14 protein-coding genes and 3 tRNA genes are annotated in these 13,372 nt (G+C 56.9%); 4 read left to right on the top strand and 13 right to left on the bottom strand.

Annotation, left to right across the window (positions count from 1 at the left end):
* Window positions 1-10: 10 nt before the first annotated feature.
* The 9 genes from FRH_RS00130 to rnr form a co-directional block, all read right to left on the bottom strand.
* Window positions 11-313 carry a DUF6482 family protein gene (locus FRH_RS00130; RefSeq protein ID WP_153843762.1) on the bottom strand — a complete coding sequence of 101 codons (303 nt, stop codon included), beginning with the start codon at window positions 311-313 and terminating at the stop codon, window positions 11-13.
* A gap of 139 nt (window positions 314-452) precedes the next feature.
* The gene (locus tag FRH_RS00135; protein WP_139526812.1) at window positions 453-746 is read right to left on the bottom strand and encodes a hypothetical protein; all 294 of its coding nucleotides are present in this window, start codon (window positions 744-746) and stop codon (window positions 453-455) included.
* An 82-nt stretch (window positions 747-828) separates the two neighbouring features.
* A complete protein-coding gene (gene dnaB, locus FRH_RS00140; protein ID WP_139526810.1) occupies window positions 829-2,217 on the bottom strand; it encodes a replicative DNA helicase in 1,389 nt (462 codons plus the stop codon).
* Between the two features lie 158 nt (window positions 2,218-2,375).
* Window positions 2,376-2,822 carry a 50S ribosomal protein L9 gene (gene rplI, locus FRH_RS00145; RefSeq protein ID WP_044628492.1) on the bottom strand — a complete coding sequence of 149 codons (447 nt, stop codon included), beginning with the start codon at window positions 2,820-2,822 and terminating at the stop codon, window positions 2,376-2,378.
* 15 nt (window positions 2,823-2,837) lie between these two features.
* Window positions 2,838-3,689, bottom strand: a complete 852-nt coding sequence (locus FRH_RS00150) for a hypothetical protein (RefSeq protein WP_139526938.1) — start codon at window positions 3,687-3,689, stop codon at window positions 2,838-2,840.
* Between the two features lie 12 nt (window positions 3,690-3,701).
* Window positions 3,702-3,929, bottom strand: coding sequence for a 30S ribosomal protein S18 (rpsR, locus tag FRH_RS00155; RefSeq protein ID WP_009097135.1), 228 nt, complete (start codon window positions 3,927-3,929; stop codon window positions 3,702-3,704).
* A 33-nt stretch (window positions 3,930-3,962) separates the two neighbouring features.
* The gene (gene rpsF, locus FRH_RS00160) at window positions 3,963-4,340 is read right to left on the bottom strand and encodes a 30S ribosomal protein S6 (protein ID WP_044628490.1); all 378 of its coding nucleotides are present in this window, start codon (window positions 4,338-4,340) and stop codon (window positions 3,963-3,965) included.
* 211 nt (window positions 4,341-4,551) lie between these two features.
* A complete protein-coding gene (gene rlmB / locus FRH_RS00165) occupies window positions 4,552-5,349 on the bottom strand; it encodes a 23S rRNA (guanosine(2251)-2'-O)-methyltransferase RlmB (RefSeq protein ID WP_153843763.1) in 798 nt (265 codons plus the stop codon).
* Between the two features lie 2 nt (window positions 5,350-5,351).
* Entirely contained in the window at window positions 5,352-7,736 is a 2,385-nt protein-coding gene (rnr, locus tag FRH_RS00170) for a ribonuclease R (RefSeq protein WP_219861334.1), read from the bottom strand.
* Between the two features lie 270 nt (window positions 7,737-8,006).
* On the opposite strand from rnr, the gene FRH_RS00175 reads away from it, so the two are divergent.
* From FRH_RS00175 to FRH_RS00185, 3 genes are all read left to right on the top strand, one after another.
* A tRNA-Leu gene (locus FRH_RS00175) sits at window positions 8,007-8,093 on the top strand.
* Window positions 8,094-8,180: 87 nt separating this feature from the next.
* Window positions 8,181-8,267: transfer RNA gene (locus FRH_RS00180), tRNA-Leu, on the top strand.
* Between the two features lie 46 nt (window positions 8,268-8,313).
* Window positions 8,314-8,400, top strand: a tRNA-Leu gene (locus FRH_RS00185).
* Between the two features lie 210 nt (window positions 8,401-8,610).
* Here FRH_RS00185 and FRH_RS00190 read toward each other — a convergent pair.
* The gene (locus tag FRH_RS00190) at window positions 8,611-9,459 is read right to left on the bottom strand and encodes a DNA/RNA non-specific endonuclease (RefSeq protein ID WP_139526804.1); all 849 of its coding nucleotides are present in this window, start codon (window positions 9,457-9,459) and stop codon (window positions 8,611-8,613) included.
* A 90-nt stretch (window positions 9,460-9,549) separates the two neighbouring features.
* The gene (locus tag FRH_RS00195) at window positions 9,550-9,825 is read right to left on the bottom strand and encodes an Lrp/AsnC ligand binding domain-containing protein (RefSeq protein ID WP_219861336.1); all 276 of its coding nucleotides are present in this window, start codon (window positions 9,823-9,825) and stop codon (window positions 9,550-9,552) included.
* Window positions 9,826-10,077: 252 nt separating this feature from the next.
* Here FRH_RS00195 and FRH_RS00200 point away from each other — a divergent pair, with 252 nt between their 5' ends.
* The gene (locus tag FRH_RS00200) at window positions 10,078-10,392 is read left to right on the top strand and encodes a high-potential iron-sulfur protein (protein WP_139526799.1); all 315 of its coding nucleotides are present in this window, start codon (window positions 10,078-10,080) and stop codon (window positions 10,390-10,392) included.
* Between the two features lie 96 nt (window positions 10,393-10,488).
* Here the strand turns inward: FRH_RS00200 and FRH_RS00205 are convergent, their stop codons facing one another.
* Together FRH_RS00205 and FRH_RS00210 are read right to left on the bottom strand one after the other, a co-directional pair.
* Complete coding sequence (locus tag FRH_RS00205) at window positions 10,489-12,051, bottom strand: SpoVR family protein (protein ID WP_219861338.1); 1,563 nt, start codon at window positions 12,049-12,051, stop codon at window positions 10,489-10,491.
* Between the two features lie 20 nt (window positions 12,052-12,071).
* Window positions 12,072-13,361 (bottom strand): YeaH/YhbH family protein, encoded by a 1,290-nt coding sequence (locus FRH_RS00210; protein ID WP_153843765.1) that lies wholly within the window; start codon window positions 13,359-13,361, stop codon window positions 12,072-12,074.
* Window positions 13,362-13,372: the final 11 nt, after the last annotated feature.

Genomic DNA, 13,372 nt, shown 5'->3' on the forward strand with positions numbered 1-13,372 from the left:
AGCGGCTGGATCAAAAGACGAGCGGCATACGCGAGGTCAGCGGCGCACTATAATGAGCGTCGCGGCCAATCACCTCATCTTGAGGCACGTGCTGCACTAAGTAGGCGCGATGGATACCCGCACGCTTGAGCTCTAGATAAACGTCATCCAGTGAGCGAAACAGCATCGGTTTACCGCGCTGCATCAACATGTGGCGCTCACCTTCTACATCTTCAAGCTCGACTTGGTAAAAACGACTACCCGAATGGGTAATCACACGGATTTCAAAATTGTCGTGATTCACGACGAACTGTTTCAGCGCTTTCAGTTCCATGGTTCCCTCCTGTTATTGGTCATCGTCATGGAACACAGCATGAAGCGGCTCCATGACAATCATATTACCTTGGCACTAACTGCCTAAGACGGCAATAACAGGGAAGAGTTCCTGTCTCAATCGTCAACTAACGGTCGACTTATTGATACTCGGAGGGGTCGATTGCTTTGCCCAGCGAGTTACGATCGATCCAGTTCCCACCTTTGGTCTCTTTATAGCGAAACACCACTTTGTCGCCTACCACGACGGGGAGTTCAGCATCTTCGGTTTGGTAGCTGTACTTCTCCCCCTCCACCACCAAAAAGTAGCGATAGAGATCGGGCATGCCCAGCCACTCTTTGAAAGGGCCTTCGCGCTCTAGCGACTGGAGTTCACCACGGCCTTCCAGTTTCGGAAGACGTTTGCGGTTACCGCGCCTAAAACCACCTGCCATTTGTTACTCCTGTCTCTCTATCTGCTCGAGGCGAACTGCTCATGAGGGTGCGCATTATACGTTCTCCCCCATGACGCTCAAGTTAATCGCCAAACGCCTCGCCATAGCTATCGGGCGCCAAATCCTCGAAGCGCGTGTATTTACCAATGAAAGCCATGTGAACGGTGCCAATCGGCCCGTTACGCTGCTTACCGATGATGAGCTCCGCAATGCCCTGGTTATCTGGGTTGTCGGGGTTATACACCTCATCCCGGTAAACGAAGGCAATGACGTCCGCATCCTGCTCGATCGCGCCCGACTCCCTCAAATCCGACATCACGGGGCGCTTGTTGGGGCGCTGTTCGAGCGAGCGGTTAAGCTGCGAAAGCGCCACGACCGGGCAGTTGAACTCCTTTGCCAAACCTTTCAGAGAGCGTGAGATCTCAGAGATTTCCCCCGTGCGGTTTTCGGAAAAGCCAGGGATCTGCATCAACTGAAGATAGTCAATCATGATCAGCGCCATGTTGCCGTGCTCACGCACGATACGGCGCAGTCGCGAGCGCATCTCATTGGGCGAGAGCGCGGCGGTATCATCGATGAACAGCTGTTTGTCTTTGAGAAGGTTGACAGCCGATGTGAGCCTTGGCCAATCCTCATCTTCCAGCTGGCCCGAGCGAACGCGCGTCTGGTCGATGCGCCCCAGTGAAGAGAGCATCCGTAGCATCAGCGACTCTGCGGGCATCTCCATGGAGAACACCATGACCGGCTTGTCGCTAGAGATGACCGCATGCTCGACCAAGTTCATGGCGAATGTCGTCTTACCCATCGATGGACGCCCAGCGATGATCACCAAGTCGGAGGGCTGCAGACCCGAGGTCATCTCGTCCAGATCGCGGAAACCGGTGGAGAGACCAGTCATCTCGCCTTTGAGGTTGAATAGCTCATCAATGCGGTCGACCGCTTTGGTGAGCAGATCGCTCATACCGATAGGTCCACCGGTTTTGGGGCGCTCTTCGGCAATTTGAAACACCAGCCGCTCGGCTTCGTTCAACAGCTCATCGGCGGGTCGTCCCTGCGGTGAGAACGCCCCTTCGGCGATTTGGTTGGCGGCACGAATCAGCTTGCGCAGCGTGGCGCGTTCGCGAACGATATCCGCGTAGGCGCGTATGTTGCTGGCCGAGGGCGTATTGCGGGCAAGCTCCGCCAGAAACCCTAGCCCGCCGACGGTATCCAACTGGTCCCGCGCTTCCAGCGCTTCGGACAGCGTGACCACATCGAGCGGCTGCCCTGATTCCGCCAAGTGAATCATCACGTTGAACACCAAACGGTGCTCATAGCGATAGAAATCGTCGGCGACCAAGCGCTCGGACACGTTATCCCAGGCTTGATTGTCTAGCATGAGCCCGCCTAACACCGACTGCTCCGCCTCTAGCGAGTGCGGCGGCAGCTTTAGCGCCGCCGTTTCCTGATCAGCAGAGGGCTGGTCCTGCATAGCGAGCTCCTTAAATGTAACGCGTTGCCAACGGCGCTTATCTTAGCCGGGCAGCTTCCTTCACACCACTGGCCGAATCACACTCGTCAGCGGTTCATAAAAGACAAAGGGCGCGGGAGATCCCGCGCCCTTTGAGGCGTTAGCGTTGGCGAGCGAGATTACTCGGCGACAACGACCACGCGTACAACGGCGTCCACTTCTGCATGCAGGTGGAGGTCGATGTCGTATTCGCCCGTTTGGCGAATCGGGCCCTGCGGCATACGCACTTCGCTCTTGGCAACTTCGATGCCAGCAGAGGAGATGGCGTCGGCCAGGTCACGCGGACCGATAGAGCCGAACAGCTTGCCTTCGTCACCGGCTTTGGACACCAACGACAGTTCGATGTCGTTGAGCTGCTCAGCGCGTGCTTGGGCTTCGGCTTTACGCTCAGCGGCTTGTGCTTCGAGCTCGGCACGCTGCGCTTCGAACGCTTCTACGTTCTCTTTGGTGGCCGGTACGGCTAAACCGTAGGGTACCAAGTAGTTACGACCATAACCGGGCTTGACAGTGACTTTGTCACCCAGGCCGCCCAGCTTACCAATGTTGTCGAGCAGAATGACTTCCATCTCGTAAACCTCTTGTCAATTGCTGCGGGCAAGGCGTGCGCGAACGTTCGCGAATGTATCGATCAGCCCCAACAGCAGCACAATGAGAATCGTGGGCCAGGTCGTGATCAGCAGCACATAGAATGCTACCAGCCACAGCCCGTTCATCCCCTTTATTCCAATAAACCCGTGCACTAACGCAATACCGGCGATCAGCAGCGGAATCCAACTCAGCATGGCCAGCGCCTGCGCTCCCAGCACCATGCCTGCCACCCCAAGCCCCACTAAGATAGCGAGCTCCTTGGGTGTCAAACGCAAGGCATGAAACTCATCACGAAAGCCACCTGGGTTATAAAGCCCAGCCTGCCAGCTGCGTGCTAGCGCCAGACATGCGATGGCCGCTAACAGCACAACCAACCCCGTGACGCCGCCAATGACCATGGCGGCCAGAGTCGTCGTATCGATGCCTTGGTTGGCAAACTCCGTGAGCATGCGGTCGATCTCTTGCGAGCTCTCGCGCAGTTGCTCCAGCATGAGTTCGGTGCCACCCGGCGGGCTGAAGATGCCAAGCTGAACCATGACCGCGGCCGCTAAGGTGCCAACGATCAAAGCTTCGCTCCAGCGCATCCTTTCGCGCAATATGACCGCCATTAGCGAGACGAGTAGTACGCTCGCCAGCGGAATCACATCGCCCTGCGCCCACCAGAAACCAGCTGGTAATGCCGCAGCGATAATCACCGGTAGCGCGGGAGCAAAGCCCTTGCGCAAGGTCACTAACGCTGCGATGGCCGCACCCAACCAAAACAGCCAGGGCACTAACGCTGCTAGCGCTGCCCCGCCTGCGGCATAGGGCGTGCCACGCATCAGCCATCTTGCGAGTGCCAGCATCACGTCAAACGCTTACTGGTGGCTATCGGAGTAGGGCAGCAGTGCCAGGTAGCGTGAACGCTTGATAGCGGTCGCCAGCTGACGCTGATAGCGTGCTTTGGTGCCGGTGATGCGGCTCGGAACGATCTTGCCGGTTTCGGTGATGTAAGCCTTCAGCGTGTCGAGATCTTTGTAGTCGATCTGCTTGACGCCTTCAGCGGTGAAGCGGCAAAACTTACGGCGACGGAAAAAACGTGCCATGGACTAGCTCCTTAAAACGTGCGGTGGATAAAATCAGGCAGTTTCTTCAGCTTCAGCGCGCGGTTTTTCTTCGCGACGCGGACGCTTCTCTTCTGCCGGCTTCATCATCGGAGACGCTTCGGTGATCGCTTCTTTGCAGCGAACGACCAGGCTGCGGATGATGGCGTCGTTGAAACGGAAGATGTTCTCGATCTCTTCGAGAGTCTCACCGGTGCACTCGACGTTCATCAGCACGTAGTGGGCTTTGTGGATCTTGTTGATCGGGTAAGCCAGGTGACGACGGCCCCAATCTTCCAGGCGATGCACAGTACCAGCGTTTTCGGTAACGATGCTGGTGTAGCGCTCGACCATAGCCGGCACTTGCTCGCTCTGATCCGGGTGGACCATAAACACGATTTCGTAATGACGCATGGAATCTCCTTGCGGTTTGGCAGCTTCCGATGCGCGCTGGGGCAGATGCCTCAACGGCGACAGGGAAGCAAGGAGTTAACTGAAATGCCCTTTCTAGGCCGCGAACAGCCGAGATAGCGCATCAAGCAGAACTGTTAATCGTACGGATGAGTTATCCATACGAACGCCCGCTTATGAATAAACGGGCGCAAGCATTCTAGTGGGCTGGCCGCTAACTTGCAAGCTGCCGCTGGCGAACGGCTTCGAACAGGCAGATACCGGTGGCCACCGAGACGTTCAAGCTCGACACTTGCCCGGCCATGGGCAGCTTGGCGAGATTATCGCAGGCTTCCCGGGTCAACCGGCGCATGCCCTTGCCTTCGGCGCCCATCACCAGTGCAGTAGGACCCGTCATGTCGATCTCGAACACGCTGGTCTCTGCTTCACCGGCAGTACCGGTAATCCAGACACCCGCATCTTTGAGCTTGGCCAACGTGCGCGATAGATTCGTGACCTGATAGACCGGCACGACTTCCGCCGCCCCACAGGCCACCTTTCTGACCGTGGCGTTGAGCGGTGCGGCTTTATCTTTCGCCACGATCACGCCGTGGGCCCCGGCGGCATCGGCACTGCGTAGGCAGGCACCGAAATTATGCACATCGGTGACGCCATCGAGCACCAGTAGCAGGGGCGGTGTAGATGCCTGCCAGGCGCGCAATTTCAACCACAGCGACTCTTCCCCTTCGGGCGTCAAAGGCGCGCAAAACGCCACCACGCCTTGGTGCGCCGCGCCCTGGGTGAGCTGATCGAGCACATCCCGGGGCTGCTCTTTGATGCGTGCACCACTGGCCTGGGCGCTTGCCACCAGCTCTTTCAAGCGGTTACCCGCCCCTTGCTGAACCCACAGCTCGCGGGGTGCCTCTCCCCGCTCGAGCAGACTCTCGAGGGCGTGAACGCCGTAGACGTGATCCAAGCCATCCGGCGTGCGGATGGCCTTTTGAGGGTGACGTCGAGACGACGACGATTTCATGCTCACCCCTTTTTCGCTGATGGTTTGCGCGAGCCGCTGCGCGTGCGGCGCGGGCCGCGACGCGCTGGCGGTTTATCGGTGGCGGCGGCCGCTTTGGGTCCACCCTCTTCGCCACGACGCTTACGGGGCTGACGACGCGGGCGCGGCTTGTCGTCGGCCAAACCAAAGTCGATTTTCCGATCGTCCATATCGACACGCGCCACTTGAACGGTCAGACCGTCGCCCAAGCGGTAGGTAGTCCCCGTGCGCTCCCCTTTCAGGCGATGTTTCTCGGCTTCGTAGTGGTAGTAGTCCGAGGGCAGTGACGTTACATGTACCAACCCTTCGACATAGAAGTCATCGAGGCGCACGAACAGGCCGAACTGAGTCACCGAGGCAATCGTGCCTTCGAACGTCTCCCCAAGCTTATCGGACATGAACTCACACTTGAGCCAGCTCTCGACATCGCGAGTCGCTTCATCCGCGCGCCGCTCGGTCATCGAGCAGTGCTCGCCCAGTTCCAGCATTTGCTCGAAGGTATAGGGGCACCACTTGCTCGGCGGCTCTACCGGTGCCCCTTCTACCCGCACGACCGTATTGGTCTGGCGCGGCCCGCGAATGACCGAGCGAATAGCGCGGTGAACCAAGAGATCGGGATAGCGGCGAATCGGTGACGTAAAGTGCGCATACGCCTGGTACGCCAAACCGAAGTGTCCTTCGTTCTGAGGCGAATAAACGGCCTGGTTCATCGAGCGCAGCATGACCGTCTGAATGATATCGGCATCCGGTCGGTCAGCGATGGCTTCGCGTAGCGCTTGATAATCTTGCGGCGTGGGTTCGTCGCCCCCACCCACGGAAAGCCCCAGCTCACTCAAGAACAGGCGCAGCTTGTCTAAACGCTCGGGCGTGGGCCGCTCGTGAATACGGTAGAGCGCTGGAAGGTCGTGCTTGTCCAGGAAGCGCGCCGTGGCCACGTTGGCGGCCAGCATGCACTCCTCGATAAGCTTGTGAGCGTCGTTACGCGTTCGCGGCACGATTTTTTCGATCTTGCGCTCATCGTTGAAGATGATCGCCGTTTCGGTGGTATCGAAGTCGATCGCGCCCCGCTCTTCACGGGCGGTACGCAGCAGGCCGTAGAGTTCGTGCAGGTTCTTGAGCGGCTTGACCAATTCCGCATGCTCACGACGCAGCGCCTCACCCTCTTCGCTCTCGCCGTCCAGCATGGCCGCCACCTTGTTATAGGTCAGGCGTGCATGGGAGTTCATCACGGCTTCATAGAACGAGTAGCGACTAATGGCGCCGGTTTTGGAGATATTCATCTCGCACACCATCACCAGGCGGTCGACATGCGGATTCAGCGAACAGAGGCCATTGGAGAGCAGCTCCGGCAACATCGGGACGACTTGACCGGGGAAGTAAACCGAGTTCCCACGCGTACGCGCTTCATCATCCAGCGCAGTGCCGGGTCGAACATAGTGCGACACATCGGCAATCGCTACCAACAGCTTCCAACTACCGGATTTGGTCTTCCAAGCGCAGACCGCATCGTCGAAGTCTTTGGCAGATTCGTCATCGATGGTGACAAGCGGAATATCACGCAGATCGACGCGATGCTTTTTATCCTCCTCCAAGACCTCGGCAGAGATTTCGCTGGTTTGATCCAGTACCTCTGGCGGAAACTCGGCAGGGATATCGTAACTGCGAATGGCAATGTCGATCTCCATGCCAGGATCCATACGCTCACCTAGCACTTCGATGACTTCACCCACCGGCTGCACCCGCGTGGCGGGCTGCTGCACGATCTTGGCCGAAATGACCTGGCCGTCTTTGGCACCCCCACAGGCGGTATGTGGGATGATCACTTCTTGCGTAATACGCGGGTTTTCAGGAATCAACACCCCAAACTCCGGCGTGTTACTACGATATACACCGACAATGGTTTGAGTATTACGGGCAATCACATCGGCAATGGTCGCTTCATCACGACCGCGACGGTCACGACCACTAATGCGTACCAGCACGTGATCCCCGTGAAACACACGCCGCATTTGACGAGGCGGCAGGACGAGATCCGGCTTTTTGCCATCATCTCTGAGCACGAAGCCAAAACCATCGCGATGCCCAAGCACCTTACCTTTAATCAGATCGAGCTTATCGATCAGCGCGTAAGCACCTCGTCGATCACGCAGCACTTGCCCGTCGCGCTCCATAGCGGCCATGCGTCGACGCACGGCTTCGAGATGATCTTCATCCTCGATGCCCAACATGCGGCTCATGTTTTCATGGGTGATGGGCTTGCCGTAGCTCTCTAAGGCAGCTAACAGATATTCGCGGCTGGGCGCAGGGTTGTCGTACTTTTGCGCCTCGCGCTCGGCGTGCGGATCATCACTTAACGTCCAGTACTTCATGCGATCAACATCCTTGATGGCGTTTGCGGGAGGCGGACAGTTGGCGCAGCGCCATGGCACTGCGGGCGGGAATCACTATCGACGCAACTGGCGTCGGCATCAGCGACTAATGAGCTGACACATGGCATGTTTTGTTTGGTCATGGGCGCAGTATAGCGCTGCCCGTTCAATCACCCAACCACCTAACGTCCCATTAATGGTATTTCAGCGTTAAAAAATCCGCCTAAGGGCTTGCATTTAGCGGCGACCCGGGTATCATACGCGCCACTTGCCCAGATGGCGGAATTGGTAGACGCGCTAGCTTCAGGTGCTAGTGACCGTATGGTCGTGGAGGTTCAAGTCCTCTTCTGGGCACCACTTGACATCATGTTACCCCCTTTTCATGACGTCACGATGGTGCAGCGGCAAGTCAGTAGCAAAGGCTACGGCAGTGAGTTCGTGTTCGCCCAGGTGGCGGAATTGGTAGACGCGCTAGCTTCAGGTGCTAGTGACCGTATGGTCGTGGAGGTTCAAGTCCTCTCCTGGGCACCATGCGAATACGAACGTTGCGCTGTGACCACAAACGAAAAGATGATGCGCCCAGGTGGCGGAATTGGTAGACGCGCTAGCTTCAGGTGCTAGTGTCCGTACGGACGTGGAGGTTCAAGTCCTCTCCTGGGCACCATGATGGGTTCCCATCCGCATCACTCTTTCATATCTTTCCTTCTTTTATTCTCTTTGTTCTTACGCTTCTTTTTCGTCAGTGCGAAACGTTGATGCACTTCTTCTTTTTATTGGACCCATTCCTCTCTGCAAATGTTGATTTGTCGCGCCTAAACCCTACTACGGTGATACACGACGACGAGCGAAAATCAAACGACTCTCGCCCGCCGACTTACTGGTAGCGACCCGGCCGACGCGCCACCTCTTCCAGTGCCCAGCCTTGGGTGCGTAACTCGCCCTCAAGCACCGCCTCCATCGCAGGCGTTAAGTCTGGAAAGAAATTGAGCCCCGTTCGCGCCTCGACCTCATCGATGGTGACGAGATAATCATCCAGCGGCTCGTTACCTCTTACCTCTTGGGGCATGATGAACGCTAGCGCCAAAGGCGCTTCCTCGTGGGGGGCGACGATGATTTTATAAAACGCTATCGGCACTTCCACGAAGCCCACGCGATTGAACACGTTATCCATGAAGCGCTCCGGGTAAATGGGCCCAGTGATCACCTGCAAGCGCTCGAAACGAGGCGCAAAGTGGTCCATCACCGACTCTTCCAAACGCTGCCACAGCTGACGGTTCAAGTTAGGTCGTTGAGGCGCCATGTTGCTCATCAAGAAAGTATCGATTTGCGCACGGCGGCCATGCACCGCAGCAATGGCGTAGTTGGGAGCTAGGTGTCCGCGATCATAGCCACTGCCTGAGTAGCTGTCGGTGCCCACGGGCCAAAGCGTTCTCCAGTCTGCTTGAAAATTGGGTCGGCCCCCGATGCGCGTGTCGTCCGGCACGGCAGCGACTTGATAGCTCACCCATAGCGCACCGACACGCACATCCGACCACCCCGCCAAAAATCCGTCGTTACGCAACACCCGATGTATGGTGGTAGGCCTAAACGTTTCCCAAGTAGGCACGCCTTTCCAGGTGTATGCCTCTTGGTGTTGCCGTCCTTGGAACTCCCATAGACCGGTGCCCACCATGACAAACAGCACAGCAATGCCCAGACGCCGCCCTTGCCGGCGCCAGCGCACAAATGAATTCCCCAACGACGTCACTCCCCTGCACTTTCTTTTGAGCCACTTCTTTTATGTATTTATGAGCTACTGTTTCACTGACCTGTACTACCAGCCAAGCGAAAACATGGTTTCCAGGTCGTGACGAGAGTGTACTTGCATGGCGTTCAACGTTTCGGTATCGCTGATCCCTTCTACCACATTGAGCCGCTCGGTCACCAGCTCGGCGAGGCTCTCGAAGTCGCGGGTTCGAGCAATGGCCACCAAGTCGTAACGACCACAAGTTGAGTAGACTTCACTGATCCCTTCTACATCGGCTAGGCGCTCGGCAACGGCTTTTACCTGGCCTTTTTCGGTATTGATCAAGATCACTGCGTTTTGCATGGCGCCCTCGCTGCTCATGAAGTGTGGTTATCACGCTACGGGGCGAGTATAGCAGCCTGTAAGGCTCGGCCAAGCGCTGGTGCCCGGCGTGGCTAATTGTCGCGCTATTTATAAGGTTATTCGCACTAATTTTTAGCATGCGCTAGCATGTACCTTAGACCTCCGATTTATAAGAATTGTCGGAGTTTTAAGAGGTGGACCACCACCCGATCACCGTAGTAAAACGTCAGACCGTGACGATAAGGAGACACCATGGCTAATCAGAGCCGTCGTAAGTTCATGCGTAACAGCGTGCTTGGCCTCGCCGCCCTGCCGTTTGGTGCTGGAATCCTGTCTAAGAGTGCTTTTGCCCAGGAACTCCCGCGCTTGGATCCGTCCTCTCCTACTGCTCAGGCGCTCAACTACGTTGAAGAAGCTAGCGATGCGAGTGACCATCCCGCTTATGAAGAGGGCGAACTCTGCTCTAACTGCATGTTCTTCAATGCAGACACCGAGGGTTGCCAGCTCTTCCCCGAAAATAGCGTTGCCCCAGAAGGCTGGTGCCAATCCTGGACCGCAAAAGCGTAAGCTGCTTTTTGGCAATGCCAACGACATTACCCCGCGCACTGCGCGGGGTAATGGTTTTTTTGGGCGAAAAACCCATTACTTGGCTGAATACCATCATCAACCCGCTTCTTTGCTCTCCTCTTCGACGGGCCAACGGTAACGACGCGTGACTTTTACCTCTTCCATTGATATCAAGTGGACAGGAAAGCCCCAGAGTTCCTGTAAATGACGAATCACAGGGTAGACACTTCTGCCCAGAGGACGGCGATTATCCTGAATGTGGTGCAGCGTTAGCGAACGATCTCCGCGAATGGCGGCTTCCACCACCTGAATATTGGGTTCGCGAACGGACAGCGCATACTGGCTCGCGAGCGCTTCGCGAACGCGCTTATAGCCACGGTCGTCGTGAATGGCAGCGACTTCCAGGGTCTCCGCATGATCGTCATCGACGATCAAAAAGAGTTTTAGATCGCGAATGACCTTGGGCGATAGAAACTGCTGGATGAACGACTCATCCTTGAAATTTCGCATCGCAAACTCTAAGGTCTCCCGCCAGGCGCTACCCGCCATGTCGGGGAACCACTCCCGATCTTCTGCGGTCGGCGCATCGCATATCCGTTTGATGTCCATGAAGATGGCAAAGCCCAGTGCGTAAGGGTTCAGCCCGCTGTAATAGGGGCTATCGAACCCCGGCTGATTGATGACCGCCGCGTGGGACTGCAAGAACTCCAGCATCAGCCCTTCATCGACCTTACCCTCATCGTAAAGTCGATTCATTAGCGTGTAGTGCCAGAAGCACGCCCACCCCTCGTTCATGACCTGGGTTTGCCGCTGTGGGTAAAAGTACTGGGCCAACTTACGCACGATACGCACGATTTCACGCTGCCAAGGGGCCAGCAGCGGGGCATTCTTTTCGATGAAGTAGAGCAGGTTCTCCTGGGGCTCGGAGGGGTAGCGACCCCCCGTATGCAGCCCTAAGGGGTCATCGTCGCTGTGCAAGCTTCCCGGGAGCGGCGCGACGCCAGCTGGCGGCTCGGGGATCGTTCGCCACAACATGTTGACCTGGGTTTGCAGGTACGCTTCGCGCTCGTCTTGGCGTTTGGCCTCCTCCTCCGCCGAGATGGGTGATGGCCGCTTGTAGCGGTCTACTCCGTAGTTTTGTAGCGCATGGCAGGCATCCAAGAGCTGCTCGACGGCGTGCACGCCGTGGCGCTCTTCGCACTGCGCGATGTATTTTCTGGCGAACACGAGGTAATCGACGATGGATTCCGCATCGGTCCACGTGCGGAATAGGTAGTTGCCCTTGAAGAAGGAGTTATGACCGTAGCAGGCATGAGCAATGACCAACACCTGCATCATCAAGGTATTCTCCTCCATCAAGTAGGCAATGCAGGGGTTGGAGTTGATGACCAGCTCGTAAGCCAATCCCATTTGTCCACGTTTGTAGGCCTGCTCGACAGCGAGAAACTGCTTACCGAATGACCAGTGGTGATACCCCACTGGCATACCGACGCTGGCATAAGCATCCATCATCTGCTCGGTGGTGATGACTTCGATCTGATTGGGGTAGGTATCTAGCCGATACTCATCGGCGAGCCTAGCAAGCTCCTCATCGAAGCGCTCCAGCACGCTGAAATTCCAGTCCGACCCAGTGGCGATGGGCTTGCGGTTTACACTCATGGCGCACTCCTCGACTCGCACTACCGCTCTTGGCTCATGCGGCGCTTGAATAGCTCACGAAAAACGGGGTAGATATCGCCCGCATCGACGATCTGGCGCATGGCGAAACGCTCGGGAAACTGCGCCGCTACGGCTTCGTACTCGTGCCACAGCGATTGATGATCGTGCGGGGTAATCTCCACGTAGGCGTAGTACTGCAGTTGAGGCATCAACTGCTTCACCAACAGATCACGGCAGATATTGGAATCATCGTCCCAGTTGTCACCATCGGAGGCCTGGGCCACGTAGAGATTCCACTGGCCAGAGGGGTAGCGTTTTTCGATGATCTTGTTGACCAGGTTCAGCGCGCTGGAGACGATGGTGCCGCCGGTTTCTCGTGAGTAAAAGAACTCCTCTTCATTCACCTCTCTAGCAGCTGTATGGTGGCGCACGAACACTAGCTCGACCTTCTCGTAATGCTTTTCTAAAAAAAGATAGAGCAGTAAGAAAAACCGTTTGGCGATGTCTTTATGGTTCTGCGTCATGGAGCCCGACACGTCCATGACACAAAACATCACCGCTTGGCTCGATGGTTGCGGCTGGGCGGCGAGCTGGTGATAGCGCAAATCGTAGGTATCGATGAAGGGAATGGCGTCGATACGTTTTTCCAGCCGTTCGATCTCGGCCTTGAGCTCCCCGACGCGAGCAGGATTACGCAGTACCGGATCTTTACGCTCCTCGGCCGCCAGCGCCTCTTGCGCCTCCTTCAAAGCACGCTTGATGGGTGCACGCATGGCGATGCGCCGTGCATAAGCCTCGCGCATCGATCGGGTAATACTGATGCGTGACGGCACCCCATCCCGCGCCAGTCCTGCGCGCACCATTTTGATCTCTTCCAACGACTTGAGCGGCTTGCGTTGTAAATGGGGAAGCTCCAAGCCATCGAAGACGAACTCCAGAAACTCTTCGCGGCTAAGGGTGAACGCAAACTCGTCGTTCCCCTCTCCTTGGTTGGAAGCGCCGCCTTCCCCGGCACCGCCACCACCCCCTTGGCCGCTAGGTCGACGGATTTTGTCACCTTCCAAAAACTCCTTATTACCCGGCGAGACGATGTTGCGTGCCCCACCCGGGCCGTGCTGAAACACGGGTTCGGAAATGTCCTTGGTGGGAATCGATATTTTCTCGCCGCGCTCCATGTCGGTGATGGAGCGGCGGTTGACCGCCTCCTCCACCGAGCGCTTGATGTGCTTGCGGTAACGCTCCAAAAAGCGCTGCCGATTGACCGCGCTCTTATGCTTAGCGTTGGGTCTGCGATCAATAAAGTAGGTCATTCGACCTCCTC

Source organism: Halomonas sp. A020, assembly GCF_027943625.1.
GTDB lineage: Bacteria > Pseudomonadota > Gammaproteobacteria > Pseudomonadales > Halomonadaceae > Vreelandella > Vreelandella piezotolerans.

Bases quoted from the DNA above. Each gene is read 5' to 3' on its own strand.
- rnr (WP_219861334.1), bottom strand. From the start codon at position 7,736: ATGAAGTACTGGACGTTAAGTGATGATCCGCACGCCGAGCGCGAGGCG.
- FRH_RS00200 (WP_139526799.1), top strand. From the start codon at position 10,078: ATGGCTAATCAGAGCCGTCGTAAGTTCATGCGTAACAGCGTGCTTGGC.
- FRH_RS00150 (WP_139526938.1), bottom strand. From the start codon at position 3,689: ATGCTGGCACTCGCAAGATGGCTGATGCGTGGCACGCCCTATGCCGCA.
- FRH_RS00205 (WP_219861338.1), bottom strand. From the start codon at position 12,051: ATGAGTGTAAACCGCAAGCCCATCGCCACTGGGTCGGACTGGAATTTC.
- FRH_RS00210 (WP_153843765.1), bottom strand. From the start codon at position 13,361: ATGACCTACTTTATTGATCGCAGACCCAACGCTAAGCATAAGAGCGCG.
- dnaB (WP_139526810.1), bottom strand. From the start codon at position 2,217: ATGCAGGACCAGCCCTCTGCTGATCAGGAAACGGCGGCGCTAAAGCTG.
- rpsF (WP_044628490.1), bottom strand. From the start codon at position 4,340: ATGCGTCATTACGAAATCGTGTTTATGGTCCACCCGGATCAGAGCGAG.
- FRH_RS00130 (WP_153843762.1), bottom strand. From the start codon at position 313: ATGGAACTGAAAGCGCTGAAACAGTTCGTCGTGAATCACGACAATTTT.
- rplI (WP_044628492.1), bottom strand. From the start codon at position 2,822: ATGGAAGTCATTCTGCTCGACAACATTGGTAAGCTGGGCGGCCTGGGT.
- FRH_RS00195 (WP_219861336.1), bottom strand. From the start codon at position 9,825: ATGCAAAACGCAGTGATCTTGATCAATACCGAAAAAGGCCAGGTAAAA.
- rlmB (WP_153843763.1), bottom strand. From the start codon at position 5,349: ATGAAATCGTCGTCGTCTCGACGTCACCCTCAAAAGGCCATCCGCACG.
- FRH_RS00135 (WP_139526812.1), bottom strand. From the start codon at position 746: ATGGCAGGTGGTTTTAGGCGCGGTAACCGCAAACGTCTTCCGAAACTG.
- rpsR (WP_009097135.1), bottom strand. From the start codon at position 3,929: ATGGCACGTTTTTTCCGTCGCCGTAAGTTTTGCCGCTTCACCGCTGAA.